13 protein-coding genes are annotated in these 15,211 nt (G+C 63.6%); 11 read left to right on the forward strand and 2 right to left on the reverse strand.

Annotation, left to right across the window (positions count from 1 at the left end):
* The first annotated feature begins 286 nt into the window (after positions 1 to 286).
* From A9762_RS05675 to A9762_RS05695, 5 genes are all read left to right on the forward strand, one after another.
* A complete protein-coding gene (locus tag A9762_RS05675; RefSeq protein WP_069341065.1) occupies positions 287 to 640 on the forward strand; it encodes a hypothetical protein in 354 nt (117 codons plus the stop codon).
* 110 nt (positions 641 to 750) lie between these two features.
* The gene (locus A9762_RS28855; protein ID WP_069341066.1) at positions 751 to 1,266 is read left to right on the forward strand and encodes a hypothetical protein; all 516 of its coding nucleotides are present in this window, start codon (positions 751 to 753) and stop codon (positions 1,264 to 1,266) included.
* A gap of 105 nt (positions 1,267 to 1,371) precedes the next feature.
* On the forward strand, positions 1,372 to 1,758 hold the full coding sequence (locus A9762_RS05685) for a hypothetical protein (RefSeq protein WP_069341067.1): 387 nt from the start codon (positions 1,372 to 1,374) through the stop codon (positions 1,756 to 1,758).
* A gap of 214 nt (positions 1,759 to 1,972) precedes the next feature.
* Positions 1,973 to 2,557 carry an RNA 2',3'-cyclic phosphodiesterase gene (gene thpR, locus A9762_RS05690; protein ID WP_069341068.1) on the forward strand — a complete coding sequence of 195 codons (585 nt, stop codon included), beginning with the start codon at positions 1,973 to 1,975 and terminating at the stop codon, positions 2,555 to 2,557.
* Between the two features lie 57 nt (positions 2,558 to 2,614).
* Positions 2,615 to 2,830, forward strand: a complete 216-nt coding sequence (locus tag A9762_RS05695; protein WP_069341069.1) for a hypothetical protein — start codon at positions 2,615 to 2,617, stop codon at positions 2,828 to 2,830.
* A 169-nt stretch (positions 2,831 to 2,999) separates the two neighbouring features.
* On the opposite strand, the gene A9762_RS05700 is transcribed toward A9762_RS05695, so the two are convergent.
* Entirely contained in the window at positions 3,000 to 3,794 is a 795-nt protein-coding gene (locus tag A9762_RS05700) for an MHYT domain-containing protein (RefSeq protein WP_069341070.1), read from the reverse strand.
* A gap of 448 nt (positions 3,795 to 4,242) precedes the next feature.
* Here A9762_RS05700 and A9762_RS05705 point away from each other — a divergent pair, with 448 nt between their 5' ends.
* A complete protein-coding gene (locus A9762_RS05705; RefSeq protein ID WP_069341071.1) occupies positions 4,243 to 5,808 on the forward strand; it encodes a DHA2 family efflux MFS transporter permease subunit in 1,566 nt (521 codons plus the stop codon).
* A 272-nt stretch (positions 5,809 to 6,080) separates the two neighbouring features.
* On the forward strand, positions 6,081 to 7,028 hold the full coding sequence (locus A9762_RS05710; RefSeq protein WP_069341072.1) for a DedA family protein/thiosulfate sulfurtransferase GlpE: 948 nt from the start codon (positions 6,081 to 6,083) through the stop codon (positions 7,026 to 7,028).
* A gap of 80 nt (positions 7,029 to 7,108) precedes the next feature.
* Here A9762_RS05710 and A9762_RS05715 read toward each other — a convergent pair whose 3' ends face one another.
* A complete protein-coding gene (locus tag A9762_RS05715; protein WP_069341073.1) occupies positions 7,109 to 7,564 on the reverse strand; it encodes a MarR family winged helix-turn-helix transcriptional regulator in 456 nt (151 codons plus the stop codon).
* Between the two features lie 647 nt (positions 7,565 to 8,211).
* Between A9762_RS05715 and A9762_RS05720 the strand changes: the two genes are divergently transcribed.
* From A9762_RS05720 to A9762_RS05735, 4 genes are all read left to right on the forward strand, one after another.
* On the forward strand, positions 8,212 to 9,915 hold the full coding sequence (locus A9762_RS05720) for a ClcB-like voltage-gated chloride channel protein (protein ID WP_371442490.1): 1,704 nt from the start codon (positions 8,212 to 8,214) through the stop codon (positions 9,913 to 9,915).
* Complete coding sequence (mnmC, locus tag A9762_RS05725; protein ID WP_069341074.1) at positions 9,912 to 11,930, forward strand: bifunctional tRNA (5-methylaminomethyl-2-thiouridine)(34)-methyltransferase MnmD/FAD-dependent 5-carboxymethylaminomethyl-2-thiouridine(34) oxidoreductase MnmC; 2,019 nt, start codon at positions 9,912 to 9,914, stop codon at positions 11,928 to 11,930. Before A9762_RS05720 ends, mnmC begins: the two co-directional genes overlap by 4 nt.
* A gap of 537 nt (positions 11,931 to 12,467) precedes the next feature.
* Positions 12,468 to 13,673, forward strand: coding sequence for a cation:proton antiporter (locus A9762_RS05730; RefSeq protein WP_069341075.1), 1,206 nt, complete (start codon positions 12,468 to 12,470; stop codon positions 13,671 to 13,673).
* 3 nt (positions 13,674 to 13,676) lie between these two features.
* Entirely contained in the window at positions 13,677 to 14,810 is a 1,134-nt protein-coding gene (locus A9762_RS05735; protein ID WP_069341076.1) for a YbdK family carboxylate-amine ligase, read from the forward strand.
* The last annotated feature ends 401 nt before the right edge of the window (positions 14,811 to 15,211 follow it).

Genomic DNA, 15,211 nt, shown 5'->3' on the forward strand with positions numbered 1-15,211 from the left:
GAAGGCACCTCAGACAGGAAACATCCACGCAAAAACGTAATGCTTTGAAACACTTCTAACAGGCGTCGTAATTGCCCGGCAGGGGTGTCAGGCCTAGACTCTGAGGCGTCAACTCCAGGGCGGCGTTGCGTCGACTCATGTCGAAATCGGTGTGCGACGATCTTCGTCGGACGGATGGATAGATGGCTTCCAACGCCATCGCACCGGTTTCACCCAACTCGCATTCGACGCTCGTCCGCGAGGCGGAATCCACCGCGTCCGGAGTTCGTTCTTCGAGGTCTGTGTCGTGAAACGTCTTCCTGTAGTCCTCGGCTTCGTCGCCGTGGCCGCCGCGATGGCCAGCAGCAGCGCCTTCGCCTGGCATAGCGGCGTGCGCGTCTGGGTCGGCCCCGGCTATTACCCGTATCCGTACGCTTATCCCTACGCCGCCCCCACGCCTTACTACGCACCGCCGCTCGTCGTCGTCCCCAGCCAACCGCAGCAATACGTCGAGCAACCGCAACCCGGCGCGCAAGACGATCAGCCCGGGGCGAGCAGCGACACCTGGTACTACTGCGACAAGGCCGGTGCCTACTATCCCTACGTGAAAACGTGTCCTGCCGGATGGCGCGAAGTGCCCGCGCAACCGGCGTCGAACTGATCGGGAGACACGTGATGTCATTCGAATCACCCATCCAATTGACCCGGCCTGTCGCGCAGACGCGAACGACGCCAACGACACATGACGCAACACCCGCGCGCCGCATCCGCATGCCGCGCCTCGTAGCCCCCGTCGCCATCGCGATCGCCGCAGCCACACTCGCTGGCTGTGTCGTCGTGCCCACCGGGCCGAGCCTGATGGCGCTGCCCGGTACGGGGAAATCGTTCGATCAGTTCCGTCAGGATGATTTCAACTGCCGCCAGTACGCCTCCGGCCAGAACGGCGGCATCAACGCCACCACGGCAGCCAACAACAGCGCCATCGGCAGCGCCGTGCTCGGTACCGCTCTCGGCGCTGCGGCCGGTGCCGCCATCGGTGGCGGCTCAGGTGCCGCCATCGGTGCAGGTGCAGGCCTGCTCGCAGGCGGCGCCGTGGGCGCCGGCAACGCGCAGTCGTCTGCATATCTGACGCAAAGCCGCTATGATCAGGCCTACGTTCAGTGCATGTATGCCTCCGGCAATCGCGTTCCTGTGCGCGGCGACATGGTGTCGTCGCAACCCGTTCAGCGCTATGCACCGCCGCCGCCTCCGCCCCCGGGCTGGAAGCCGCCGCCCGGCAGCTACTGATCCTGTAGCGACATTAACGATATTTGCGACATGATGGACGTCGGCCGACGTCGCCCCTGCGAGGCGAGCGTGCCGGCGTCTGCGTCTTCTCGCTCGAGATACCCGATGGCCCACAAGTCGACTGTCCGCGTTGCCCCCAATGCCCGTCCCATCCCCTCGCTCGCGTGGTTGCGCAAGTCGCTGTGGTGGATGCTTCCCGCCGTTTTCGTGACGGCACTGGCCGTCACACCGCACGCTCACGCGCAAAACACGCCTGCACCGGCGAACGGCGCCACGGGTGTTGGCGGATCGGCCCCGGCAGGCGGTGCGTCGGCATTCAACCCGACGGCCGACATCTCGCGCGCCGTCTCCCGTGACAGCGCCGATGCCGCCATCCAGAACAACTGGAACAGCATCATGCGTCCGCCCGTGCAGGCCAAGCCCGAAGAGAAGCCCGCCGACACGCCGCGTCGCGGTCGCCGTGGCATCACCCCGGGTATTTCGACGAACTGATCTGCGGCCAGTAACTGGCCTGGGCGACGGAGATTGCGTGGCGTGATGTCCGGGCAGCGCCTCGCACGGCATTGCCCCGTCTGAAGTTCTCCGGCGCCTGCACAACGCCGGCACAATCCATCGCGCCGATCCACTGCCGTTTGTCCGGCTGGAATTCGCCGGATCTCCCGCCTACTATGAGAATCATCAGCAGGATCCACTCCCTGGTGTTCTCATGCGACTCTTCCTTGCCTTGTGGCCCGGGCCGGGCGTGCGTGCGCAGCTTCACGACTGGGCCCGGTCGGCCCATGCGGAATGCGGCGGACGCGTACTTCGCGCCCAGACCTTGCATCTGACGCTCGCATTCCTCGACGAGGTCGACCCCGCACGTCTGCCAGTGTTGCTCGGGCTCATGCAGCGCACGCCGCTCGATCCATTCACGCTGACGTTCGATCATCTCGGTTACTGGTCCGACCGAAAGATCGTCTGGGCAGGCGCGCCGAGCGTGCCGGACAATCTCCTCGCCACACGCGACGCGCTGCTCTCGCAGTGGCGAGCGACCGGCGCACGCGTCGTGACGCAAGCGTTTCGTCCGCACATCTCCTTGTTGCGTCACGCGCGCCGTGCACCCTCCGATCTGTCTCCGCCGCCGCTGGTCTGGCAGTGCGATGGCTATGTGCTAGTCCATTCGGTACGCACGCCGCGCGGGCCGCATTACCGCGTGCTGGCTGAGCATCACGGCGGGCAACCGGAGGGCTTTTTCGAGACCTCACCCGAGAAATCGGTAATGCCGTCAACGCAATACGGTATAGTCGGATGACGATGCACCGGCCGGCCGGTCGGCGCATCGGTTTCTCGTCATTCGCAGGAGGCTCAAGTGCAAGTCGGATCGATCGTCAAATCCAATCACATCGCAGTGCCGCGTGGTGCCGTTGGCATCGTGACCCGTGTGCTGGGTCACATGGCGATGGTTAAGTGGTACGCCGGCCAACCCGGCGCGTCGCGCGAACTCAACACTGAACCGTTCGATATCGTCGACCTGATCGAAACAGGCGATGTCATGCCCATCAGCGGAAGCCCGATTCTGCACTGATCGTGGTGCAGCGTCGTCAGACGCTCTGAAAGCCTGACCCAACAAAACGCCGGCCCATCTTACGAGGGGCCGGCGTTTTGTTTTGCGGCGACGCGCAATGCGTTCGTTCAACGCATGCCGTACGCCAATTCCGAATTCCGCGAGATGTCTTACACGTAACCGCGACCGGTCAGACGTGTCCCGCCCGTTGACGCATCAGTGCGTCCAGACGCGCCGCCATGCGTTCGCGCCGCTTGCGCGAAGTGCGATACAGCAGCACGGCCATCGCCATCAGCACCACACACGCGATCACGAACACCCCGTACGGCAGCGTATCGCCCTGCAAGCGCAAACTGACCTGCGCGCGTGTCTCCGCTGTGCAGATGATCGTGCCCGCGCGCATGCCGGTGTAATGCATCCCGCACACGGCCACCGCCATGACCAGCGCCGCCAGCGCACGTTGCAGGCTGGTCTCCAGATGGAACGCCAGCCACAGCGCCACGCTCGCCGCCACGATGGCGATGAGCACCGAGAGCGCGATGATCGTCGTATCCCATTCGAAGTACGCCTGCGTGCGCACCGCACTCATGCCGAGATAATGCATGCCCGCAACGCCCAGACCCGCACCCACGCCGCCAACGGCGCATTGCAGTGCGTTTCGATACGGCGCCCGCGCGACGTACCAGAGCGCCAGTCCGGAGACGATCACTGCCAGCACGAGACTACCCAGCGTAGGCCAGAGCGAATAGGTGACGGGGAAGGGCATGCGTTGCGCGGCCATGCCGATGAAATGCATGCCCCAGATACCGATGCCCCCGAGCGCGAACGCCGCCACGATGACATAGCCGGCGCTGATACGTCCGTCCTCATCGCGAATCCGCGACGCGGCCACCAGCGCGACATAGGCACCCAGCGCCGATATCACGAAGGACAGCAGGACAAGGAACTCGCTGTAATAAAGGGGAACGACGCTACCTGGCTGCATGGGCTTATCCTGTGGTTTTTCTTTTCGCCGGACCGCCGTTGGGCGAAGGGACGAGAGTTTCTTATTTGAGCCTGCGAGACAACGGACGGCGTGACGACAGCACCCGTGGACAGCGACGCAGCATGGCAAACGTCGGGCGCTACGGGCGATTCAATCCTGCCGCCCCTACGGCGTCAAGAGGTAAAACCGTCTGGCGTTCGGCCCTTCCGGACGAATCGCCGCGGCCGTCGCTCAGCCCATGAACCGCCCCGGCCGCAAACCCTTACGGGACGCGTGATTCACGCAAGACGTGACGAGTTGCGAGACAGTTACGAGCGCATCCTGACGATTTAGAGACTCGCTTCCAAACCTGCGTCGCACAACGCGCGGGATGTGCGGCACCATCCGGGAAAGACATCGATCGTGCGGTGCCACAGGCGCCGGCCGTCATTTCAGGGAGACGCATCACATGGCAGACGCTGCCACCGCAACCTCCGCCGCCGCACCGACCGGTGCACCGCTCACCGGCGGGCGACTGGCCATTCTGACCGTCGGGCTCGCGCTCGGAACGTTCATGGAAGTGCTCGACACCTCCATCGCGAACGTTGCCGTGCCGACCATTGCCGGGAGTGTCGGCGTCTCGAACAGTCAGGGGACGTGGGTGATCAGCTCCTACGCGGTGGCCGCCGCCATTGCCGTGCCACTGACCGGATGGCTCGCAAGGCGCGTGGGAGAAGCGAAACTGTTCGTGCTCTCGGTCACGGCCTTCACGATTGCGTCGATGCTGTGCGGCCTTGCGCCCAACATGGAGTCGCTCGTCTTCTTTCGTCTGCTGCAAGGGCTTGTGTCCGGCCCGATGGTGCCGCTCTCGCAGACCATTCTGCTGCGCAGCTTCCCCGAGAAGAAACGCGGGCTGGCGCTCGGGTTATGGGCGATGACGGTGATCGTCGCGCCGATTTTCGGTCCCGTGGTCGGCGGCTGGATCACGGACAACTACACGTGGCCGTGGATCTTCTACATCAACGTGCCCGTCGGCCTGTTTTCGGCAATCTCATGCTTTCTCCTGCTGCGCGGTCATGAAACCAGGACGCAGAAGCTGCCCATCGATCTGATCGGACTTGCGTTACTGGCCATCGGCGTCGGCTCGTTGCAGATGATGCTCGACCTCGGCAAGGACCGCGACTGGTTCAACAACAGTCTGATCGTCACGCTAGCGATTACCGCCGCGATCTGCCTGTCGTTCCTGATCTTGTGGGAGCTGACGTCGGACAAACCGATCGTCGACCTCACACTCTTCAAGGATCGCAACTTTGCGCTCGGCGTCGTGGTGATTTCGTTCGGCTTCATGACGTTCTTCGCATCGGTCGTGATCTTCCCGCTATGGCTGCAAACGGTGATGGACTACACCGCCGGCAAGGCCGGGCTGGCGACAGCGCCCGTGGGTCTGCTGGCGCTCGTACTGTCGCCGATCATCGGGCAAAACATGAACCGGCTGAATTTGCGGGCGGTGGCGTCGTTCGCGTTCTTCGTCTTTGCCGGGGTGTCGTTCTGGAACTCGCATTTCGCGCTGAATCTGTCGTTTGCGAAGGTCATCGAGCCACGGCTGGTGCAAGGCATCGGGATCGCCTGCTTCTTCGTGCCGGTCACGACCATCACGCTCTCCAGCATTTCGGACGACCGCCTGGCGGCCGCCTCCGGTCTGTCGAACTTCTTCCGTACGCTTTCGGGCGCCATCGGCACGGCGGTCAGCACGACGATGTGGGAGGACCGCGCCATCTACCATCACGCGCGGCTCGCCGAACACGTCACCCCGTATTCGGATGCCACGACGAGCTACCTCGATCAGTTGCGCCAGGGGCTGGGGCTGGCGAACGGCGCCGATCTGGGCATGCTCAACGACCTGGTGACACGCCAGTCCTTCATGCTGGCGACGAACGACATCTTCCATTTGTCGGGGTACGTTTTCCTCGCGATGGCCGCGCTCGTCTGGCTGACCAGGCCGAAGCGGGGGGCGTCGGCGGCGATGGGGCACTGATGGCGCGTCAATGACCGGCTGAACGCTCGCCGGCCGTGCCTTTGGGTCGGGTGCGTCATTGGGGTCGCCGAATCGCGCGCTATCGGGACGATTGGGGCAGGTCACCGCCGCTTTTGAGGCGATCGTTCCAGAAAAGCAACAATACTTTTCGGCTTCACGGCTTCTGGCCGTCACAGCCCGGCAGTAACATGCAACATTGCGCGCCGACTGGCGCGCGTTCGTCGTCTGCGGCCACGCTTCGGCCAACCCTCATCCGCCAACAGGTACCCGGCATGTTGTTCGATATGATCGCCCGCTTCGGGCTCTGGCTCGTCTTCCTGAATATCTTCGGACAGGCGCTGGGGCTGCCGCTGCCGGCCTATCCCACGCTCATCGTGACGGCATCGACGTCGCTGTTCTCGCCGCTGCTGATCATCGCCCTTGCGGTCTTCGCCGCATTGCTCGGCGACGCGCTCTGGTTCCTCGCCGGACGTCGCTACGGTCACCACATCCTGCGTCTGATGTGCCGTCTGTCCATCTCGCCGGACACCTGTGTGAGCCGCACGGAAGGGGCGATCGGACGTCACGGCGTGCGCGTGCTGATGTTTGCCCGCTTCGTGCCGGGGCTTTCGGCGCTGTCGGTGCCGATGGCCGGGGCGCTCGGCGTGTCGTGGCGCACCTTCCTGCTGTACGACGCCATTGGCGCGGTGCTCTGGTCGGGTGTCGCCGTGGCGCTCGGTGTGGGCTTCGCGTCGCACATCGTGGCCGTGCTCGATGCGTTCGACACGCTCGGTCGTGGCGTGCTGTGGCTGGTGGTGCTGGTCTTCGCGCTGTACCTGCTCAATCGCTGGCTGAACCGTTACCGCCTGCTGCGTTCGCTGCGCATGGCCCGTATCGGCGTACAGACGCTAGAAGGCTGGATGAAGGACGAGATCACGCCGGTCGTGATCGACGTGCGCTCCGCCGCACGCCGCGCCGTCGATCCGTTCACGATTCCGGGGGCGCTGGCCATCGAACCGGACGAAATCACCGAGAAACTGCGGGATATCCCTCGCGATCGCCGCATCGTGGTGTTCTGCGCCTGTCCCAACGAGGTGACGGCCGCCAAATTGGCCCAGCAACTGCGTCAGCAGGGGTTTGCGGAAGTGCGCCCGTTGCTCGGCGGACTGGATGCTTGGCGTGATGCCGGTTACACCGTGGAGAAAATCGACGGGATGGAAATGCTCGTGCCCGCACACTGAGTTGTCGACGATGGCGCATTAGATTGCGCACAACTGAATGACGCGCGCTTTTCCGTATGGAAGCGCGCGTTTTCTTTTTCTCAGACGTCGGTGAGCGTATCGCGCAATTGCAGAAGCAGGTTGCGCAGCGTCTTTTGCGCGGTATCGGATTGCCCCGTGGTTGCTTGAATTTGCGCCGGCACCTGACGCGCCTCACGACGCAGACTCACGCCACGCGGCGTCAGGTCGATGAACACCTGACGCTCATCCTCTTCGCCACGACGACGCGTCAAAAGTCCCATGATTTCCAGTCTTTTCAGCAATGGCGTGAGCGTGCCCGAGTCGAGACCGAGACGCGCGCCCAACTGATTGACGGCGATATCGTCCTGCTCCCAGAGCACGACCATAGCGAGGTATTGCGAGTAGGTCAGACCCAGTCTGTCGAGCATCGGCTTGTGAGCCTTTGTCATCGCCAGCGATGCCGAGTACAACGCGAAGCCCAGTTGATCTTCCAGACGCACGGGCGATTTTTGTGCGGCCTTTTTGCTAACTACCATTCGGGTATTACGCTTGAGTTCCAATTTGATTGCGCGCCATTCTATTTCACCGCGTGGAATGTGACCAGCGATGTGATGGGGCGTTGAAGGTGTCCATGAGGGGCCGGGTGGGCGATGACTCGCAATACCCAAAGCCGGAAAGGCACACCGTCACCGGATTCGTACGGAGGATGGGCAAATCGGGGGGGTACCGGCGTCAGGCCGCGAACAAGCGCCATGCCACCAGCGGCCTGGCTGAAGGGCGGTACGTCCGCCATAGCGCCCAAAGCCCTCTCACAAACCCGCTTCAGGCCTCGAAATTTACCTTTATCTGAATCATGTTCAGAAATTGGCCGTCGCTCGGCCGTGTTTTGGGGGATCTCCAAAATCCACCTGACGTGAAAAATCGGGGCAATCCGGTAAGGCCAAAATCGACCACGAATCAACGACAGCAAATCGACATCGGACGATGCGCCGAAACCGCAACGATACTCCGACGAAAAATGCCTTACCTGAGCATTATTCAGTTTCTGCGGTCAATTTGATCGTCCGGCGGTGCGCTTTCAAAAAAAGGCGTCGGTCGATACCATGAGGCCCACTACGACAACAACCGCCTCCTATCCGTGTCAGCCGTGTCCGCCTGGGCCAAATTGCCCGTCGTCGTGTGGGTGCGACGTCAATTCGCGCCGAACACCTTGCAAATCACGTTGCTGCTGGCCGGCATCGTCGGACTGCTGGGGGCGTTGGCGACCGTCGCGTTCCGTGAGGCGCTCTCGGGTCTGCAATTTCTGCTCGCCGGACACCACAGCGGCATGGTCGAGCTGGCGCAGGACCTCAACTGGTGGCAGCGTCTGCTGCTACCGACCGCCGGCGGGCTCGTCGCCGGCCTGATTCTTCAGTACGCCTCGCTGTGGGTGCCCAAGAAGGGCTCCGACGACTATATGGAGGCGATCGCCATCGGCACGGGCGTGCTCAGTCTGCGGCAAACGCTAGTCAAGAGCCTGTCGTCGCTGTGCTCGGTCGCGTCCGGGGCATCGATCGGCCGGGAAGGGCCGATGGTGCAGCTCGCCGCGATGTTCGCCTCACTCGTCGGACGCATCCTGGCGTTCCCGCCCGAGCGCCTGCGTCTGCTGGTCGCTTGCGGCGCCACCGCCGGTATCACGTCTGCCTACAACGCGCCGATTGCGGGCGCGTTGTTCATCTCCGAGATCGTCTACGGCTCCATTTCGACGGCAACGCTCGGGCCGCTGGTCGTCGCATCGGTCATCGCCAACATCGTCATCCGCCAGTTCCTCGGCTACGACGCGGTCTATCAAATGCCGCGCTTCGACTTCGTCTCCGGCTGGGAAGTCCTGTTCTACATGGGCCTCGGCGTGCTGGCCGGCGTGCTCGCACCGTTGTTCCTGCGCCTGCTCGACACCGCCAAGGCGCGCTTCGGGGCGTTGCCCATCCCGCTGTTCCTGAGGCTCGCGCTCGGCGGCCTGATCGTGGGCGTGCTCTCGTTGCAAGTGCCGCAGGTCTGGGGCAACGGCTACAGCGTGGTGAACTCGATCCTGCACACGCATTGGGCCTGGCAGGCGCTCGCAATGGTGCTGGTGTTCAAGGTGCTGGCGACGGCGTCGTCCGCCGGGTCCGGGGCGGTCGGCGGGGTCTTCACGCCCACGCTCTTCGTCGGCGCTGCCCTCGGCAGCCTTTACGGCATCGCGATGAACGCTCTTGCCCCGGCAACGGCGTCGGTGGCGAGCAGTTACGCGGTCGTTGGTATGGGGGCGTTTCTTGCGGCCACGACGTACGCCCCCCTGATGTCGATTCTGATGATCTTCGAGATGACGCTAAGTTATCAGGTCGTCCTGCCGCTCATGCTGGCCTGCGTGACCGCCTATCTGACGGCGCACACGCTGCGCGCCGACTCGGTCTACGCGAAGTCGCTGCGTCGCAATCAGGTGGCTGGCCGCTGGTTGTCGATGACGGGCGAGGGCAGCGAGATGCGGCTCTCGTCGCTGGCCGTGGATAACAAGGATAACGATGCCGTCGTGAGCGCCGCCGACAGCTCGGATGCCATTGGCGAGCGCTTCGTCGACACCGGCTACCGCAACCTCGTGGTGCGCGCGCAGGATGGCCGTCTGATCGGCACACTCGACGCCGCCAGTTGGTGGCGACGTCAGGCGACAGGCAAACCCGAACTTTGGACGGAGATCGTCACACCCTGCAAGGCGCTCGACGGCGACATGGCGCTGGTCAGCGCGTTGCGCTCGGTGGGCAAGATGCACGCCGACTGGGTCCCCGTGACGGGCGCCGACGGCGAGTGGCTGGGCGTGGTGTCGCTGCCGGGGCTGATCGAAATCGTCACCGAAGAGCGGGGAAGCGAATGAGCCGCCGTCCGGGCAGCGTCCCGATCACACCGGCGCAGCCGTCCACGACGGAAGACGGCACCCCGTATTCAGACGCCTTCGAAGACGTCTATCACAGTACGGGCGGTGCGCTCGGCCAGGCGCGGTACGTCTTTCTCGGTGGCAATGGCTTGCCTGAGCGCTGGCGGGGGCGCGAGCAATTCGTGATCGTCGAGACCGGTTTCGGTCTGGGCCTGAATTTCCTCGCGACATGGGCGGCCTGGCGCGACGATCCCCAACGTCCCGCACAGCTGCACTTCGTGTCCGTGGAGAAATATCCGTTCCGTCCGCTGGATCTGCGCCGCACGCTCGAACCGATGCTCGTGCAGCCCGGCATGACGGAACTCGCGCCGCTGGTGCAACGGCTGTGCGACGTGTGGCCTTTGCCGGTTGCTGGCTGGCACCGGCTGGAACTCGCCCCGGGCGTAGTGCTGAGCGTGGGGTTCGGCGACGCGACCGATCTGTTGCCGTCGCTGCGCGTGGGGGCGGACGCCTTCTATCTCGACGGCTTCTCCCCGTCACGGAACCCCGACATCTGGACGCCGGAGATATTCAAGTCGCTCGGTCGGCTGGCGCGCGATGGAGCGACGCTGGCGACATACACCGCCGTCGGGCAGGTCCGACGCGATCTGATCGCCGCAGGCTTTCAGGTCATCCGTCATCACGGGTACGGGCCAAAACGCTCGATGCTCGCCGGGCCCTATGCGCCGCCGTACCGCATGCGCCGTTACGATCCGCCTGCTGCCCCCGTGCCACGGGCGCAGCACACGCGTGAAGCGATCGTCGTCGGCGCGGGGATGGCCGGGGCAGCGATGGCGCGACGCCTCATCGCGCGCGGCTGGCGCGTTCGGCTCTTCGAGCGGGCGCAAGCCCCGGGGACGGCGGCGTCTGGCAATCCCGCGGGCGTCTTCCATCCGCAACTCTCCGCCGATGACAACGTGCTGTCGCGCCTGACGCGCGCCGGTTTCCTCTACGCGCTCTCGCAATGGCGAACGCTCCCGGGCGGCCTGCCCGGACACGCCGACGGCCTGCTTCAGGTCGCCACGACCGACACTGAGGCGCAGGCGTTGCAGCAGGTCATGGAAGCTCACGCGTATCCGGAAGCGTATGCGAAGTGGGTCGACGTGGCGCAAGCGTCGGCGCTCGCCGGAGAAACGCTGGCCCACGGCGGAGTGTGGTATCCGGAAGGCGGCTGGCTCGCCCCGGCCATGTTGTGCCGCGCCGAGCTGGTGGCGTCAGGGCCGTCGCTGGACGCGCGCTATGGCGTGAGCGTCGAACGGCTGGCGCGACGCGAGGACGGCCGCTGGACGGCGTTCGACGACACCGGACGCGAACTGACCACCGCCGATGTGGCGATCGTGACGGCTGCCGACCTCTCGCAAAAGCTGCTGGCGCCGTATCTCGACCCGACGTACTTGCCAGTCAGACGGGTTCGCGGGCAACTGACGTTCCTGCCGCCCGACGCGCTGCCCGAGCTTCGTGTACCGGTTTGTGGCGACGGTTATGTCGCGCCATCGCTGCTGGGCGGCGCCGGTCCTATCACCGGGGCGACCTACGGGTTCGACGATCCCGCCGAGGAAGTCCGGCTCGCCGATCATCAGGCCAACCTGCGTCGGCTAGCCGCCTTGCTGCCCGCACACGCAGCGGCCTTTGGCGACGACGGACTCGCCAGTGAAAGCGCTGCCGCCGAGCTGGGCGGACGCACGGCCTTCCGGGCACTGGTCCCGGATCGTCTGCCGATGGCGGGACAACTACCGGATGTCGCGGCCATCGAGCCGCTGCGGCGACGTCTGTCCGGGGGACATCTGCGGGATCTGCCACGGTTGGACGGCCTGTACGCCAGCTTTGCGTTCGGTTCTCGCGGGCTGGTGTTCGCGTCGCTGTGCGCGGAGCTCGTCGCCAGCCAGATCGAAGGCGAACCGTGGCCGATCGGCAGCGATCTGGCCGACGCCATTGATCCGGCACGCTATCTCATGCGGGCGCTGCGAAAGGCCTGAGACACCTTAGGCGCCGAATGCCCGGGATGGCGTTGTCTCCAAGGCCTGCGGCCTTTTGGCTAAGTTCTCGCCAGGATCATCAGACGAAACCCCGTTCAGGCCGTTATTCGCGCCCTGTCGAAGCGGTAGCGCTACGGCTCAACACGTCCATTTTCTGAAAACGATGGACCGTCTCGATAAATTGAATCTGACCCTATAGCGGTACAAAGCCCGCCCCATGCGGGGGCGGCGCGCCCTACCGGCGCTTGCCCCCGTACTTTCTGGCTCCCCCGGCATTATCAGGGGCTCGAATACTGTCGACATCCCGGGTTCGCAGCGCCGGGGGCCGACTTCCCGCGACGTACTCCCCCGACATGCCCGTACGGCGGGCCTCCGGCCATCTCGACGACCGTTTGAAGGGCGTAAAAACCGAGTGTGGCAAAATGACCCCAACCCTTCGGGTCCGTCGCGCATTTGTCCTTCATCTGCAACCCCGCGCGCGACTTTCTTTCCTTTTCACCACTTGATGCGCCGTCAAGCGGCGCAAAGCGAGCATTAATGACGTCGGAACTGTCCCTTTTTCCGGGCTGGCCGCCGGCGCCCGATCCCGTTTTCTTCGCCGGGCTGGCATTGGTATTTGCCGGTCTCGCCGGGGAAATCTGTTTCCGGAGACTGCGCCTGCCGCGCATCACCGGTTACGCCGTGGTCGGGCTGGTCGGTGGCACCCTGGGTCTGTCTTCCATGCTGGACGCGCAAACGAGCGCGGCCATCCGGCTGCTGATCGACCTAGCGCTTGGCCTGCTGCTGTTCGAACTGGGCAGCCGCCTGAACCTGAAATGGATGCGGGCCAATCCCTGGATCATCGTCACGAGTGCGCTGGAAGCTTTGCTCACCTTCATCGCGGTCTACGCGGTCTTGCGTGTCTTCAGCGTGTCGCCGCTCACGGCGGTCCTTATCGCGTCCATCAGCATGGCGACGTCGCCTGCGGTCGTGATCCAGTTGAAGAACGAGTTGCGTGCCGAGGGGCAGGTGACGGAGCGTCTGCTGGCGCTAGCGGCGCTTAACAGCGTGTATGCGGTCGTGGCCGTCAAGCTGGTCTACGGCTGGATGCACCAGGCCTATCACTCCAGCTTCTGGGTCGTGCTGTTCCATCCGCTCTACCTGCTCATCGGCTCGATCGTGCTGGCGTTCGTGCTGGCCAAGGCCTGTAATCTGGTCTTTCGCAAGTTCGGTAGCCAGGACCATCACGCCTTCGTGATGCTCATCGGCCTGATCATGCTGATGGTCGCGCTGGTGCACATGCTCAAGCTGCCGAACTCGCTCACGCTGCTGCTCGCCGGGATCATCTTCCGGAATCTGGATGAGCGCCCGCAACTGTGGCCGGCGTACTTCGGCACGGCCGGATGGCTACTCGCCGTGGTGCTGTTCGTGCTGACGTCGCTGGCGTTTCAATGGGAATACCTGGTACTCGGCGGGTTGGCGGCGCTGGCGATCATCATCGTTCGCGGCGTAGCCAAGGTCGTGGGCACGGTGGCCGTCGCCCATCAGGCCGGTATCAGTTACAAGCAGGCCATCGCGCTCGGGTTGTCGTTGTGCCCGATGGCCAGTCTCGCGTTCGTACTCGTTGCCGACACGTACGACATCTATCCGCAGTTCGACCCGATGCTCAAGGCCGTGGTGATGTGCACCATCGCGTTGCTGCAACTGGCCGGCCCGCTGGTGGTCTATTGGGCATTGGCCCTTGTCGGTGAACGGAAGGATTAAGCCATGTCATTAGAAGCATTCATTCCCTCGAAGCCCTGCACCTTCGGGGTGGAGCTGGAGATGCAGATCGTCAATCGTCACGATTACGATCTGACCAAGGCGGCGGCTGACGTCATGCGGCTGGTCGCCAAGGAGTCGCATCCGGGCGATATCAAGCCGGAAATGACAGAAAGCATGATCGAGCTATCGACCGACATCTGTCATCACCACAGCGACGCGGTCTCCCAGCTCACGCGCGTGCGCGACGTGCTGGTGGCCGCGAGCGAGCAGCTCAACGTCGGGTTGTGCGGCGGCGGTACCCACGCGTTTCAGCGCTGGAGCGAGCGGACGATCTACGATTCGCCGCGCTTTCACTTTCTGTCCGAACTCTATGGCTATCTGGCCAAGCAGTTCACCGTTTTCGGCCAGCACGTTCACATCGGTTGCCCCGATCCGGACAGCGCGTTGTACCTCCTGCACGCCATGTCGCGTTACATCCCCCATTTCATCGCGCTGTCGGCCTCGTCGCCGTACGTGCAGGGGGTGGACACCGGCTTCCACTCAGCCCGTCTGAACTCCGTTTTCGCCTTCCCGCTGTCGGGTCGCGCACCGTTCGTGCTTAAGTGGTCGGATTTCGAGACGTATTTCGACAAGATGGTGAAGACGGGCGTTGTCGAGAGCATGAAGGACTTCTACTGGGATATTCGTCCTAAACCGGGTTTTGGGACGATCGAGGTCCGGGTGATGGATACCCCCTTGTCAGTAGGTCGCGCGGCCGCTATCGCCTGTTATATCCAGTCTCTGGCCCGCTATCTGCTCAACGAGCGTCCGTTCGAGCTCAGCGAAGACGATTATCTGGTTTACACGTTCAACCGCTTCGAAGCCTGCCGGTTCGGTCTGGAAGGCGCTTACGTGGATCCGCAGACCGGTGAGCGGTCGATGCTCGGCGATCACATTACCAAGACGCTGGAGCTCATCAAACCGCATGCAGCGGCGCTTGAAGCCGAAGGTGCATGTGAGGAGATTCGCCAGTTGGTGGCGTCCGGTAAAAACGACGCCGTGTGGCTGCGTGAGGTTCATGCCGACGCCAAATCGCTCAATGAGATGGTCCGGCAGCAATGCCTGCGATGGGCGGCACCCCCTGAACGTGCTTTGTAGCCCGATACCGGTCGTTAGGCGATCGGTGTGACGAAACCCCGCCTTGGCGGGGTTTTTTCTTGCCTGGAGGGTTTGTGTCGAGCGTTTTCCGGTGTTGTCGTCTGCGGTGACGCCGCCGGCTGGTTGTGCGGCACTCCACGGGATTCGCATCCGTTTCGTGCCGCTCTCGCGGGTATTGCCCGATCACAGCCCTTTCCCGAGGACTTCAGTGGGACAGATCACGCATCGCAAGCGCTGCGTTTTCCACTGTTCAGGACGACAGGGTTTTGCCGTTTTTGCGTCGCTCGTAGCAAGGTTTTAAGGTTTTAATAGGTTTACTGTATGTATACATAGTAGTAGTTAACAAAGGCAGCCAACTCCTGTGGATAACCACAGTTAACGTTGTGTAAACAGGAAGTTGC

The sequence above is a fragment of the Pandoraea sp. ISTKB genome (assembly GCF_001721285.1).
In the GTDB taxonomy this organism is placed as follows: domain Bacteria; phylum Pseudomonadota; class Gammaproteobacteria; order Burkholderiales; family Burkholderiaceae; genus Pandoraea; species Pandoraea capi.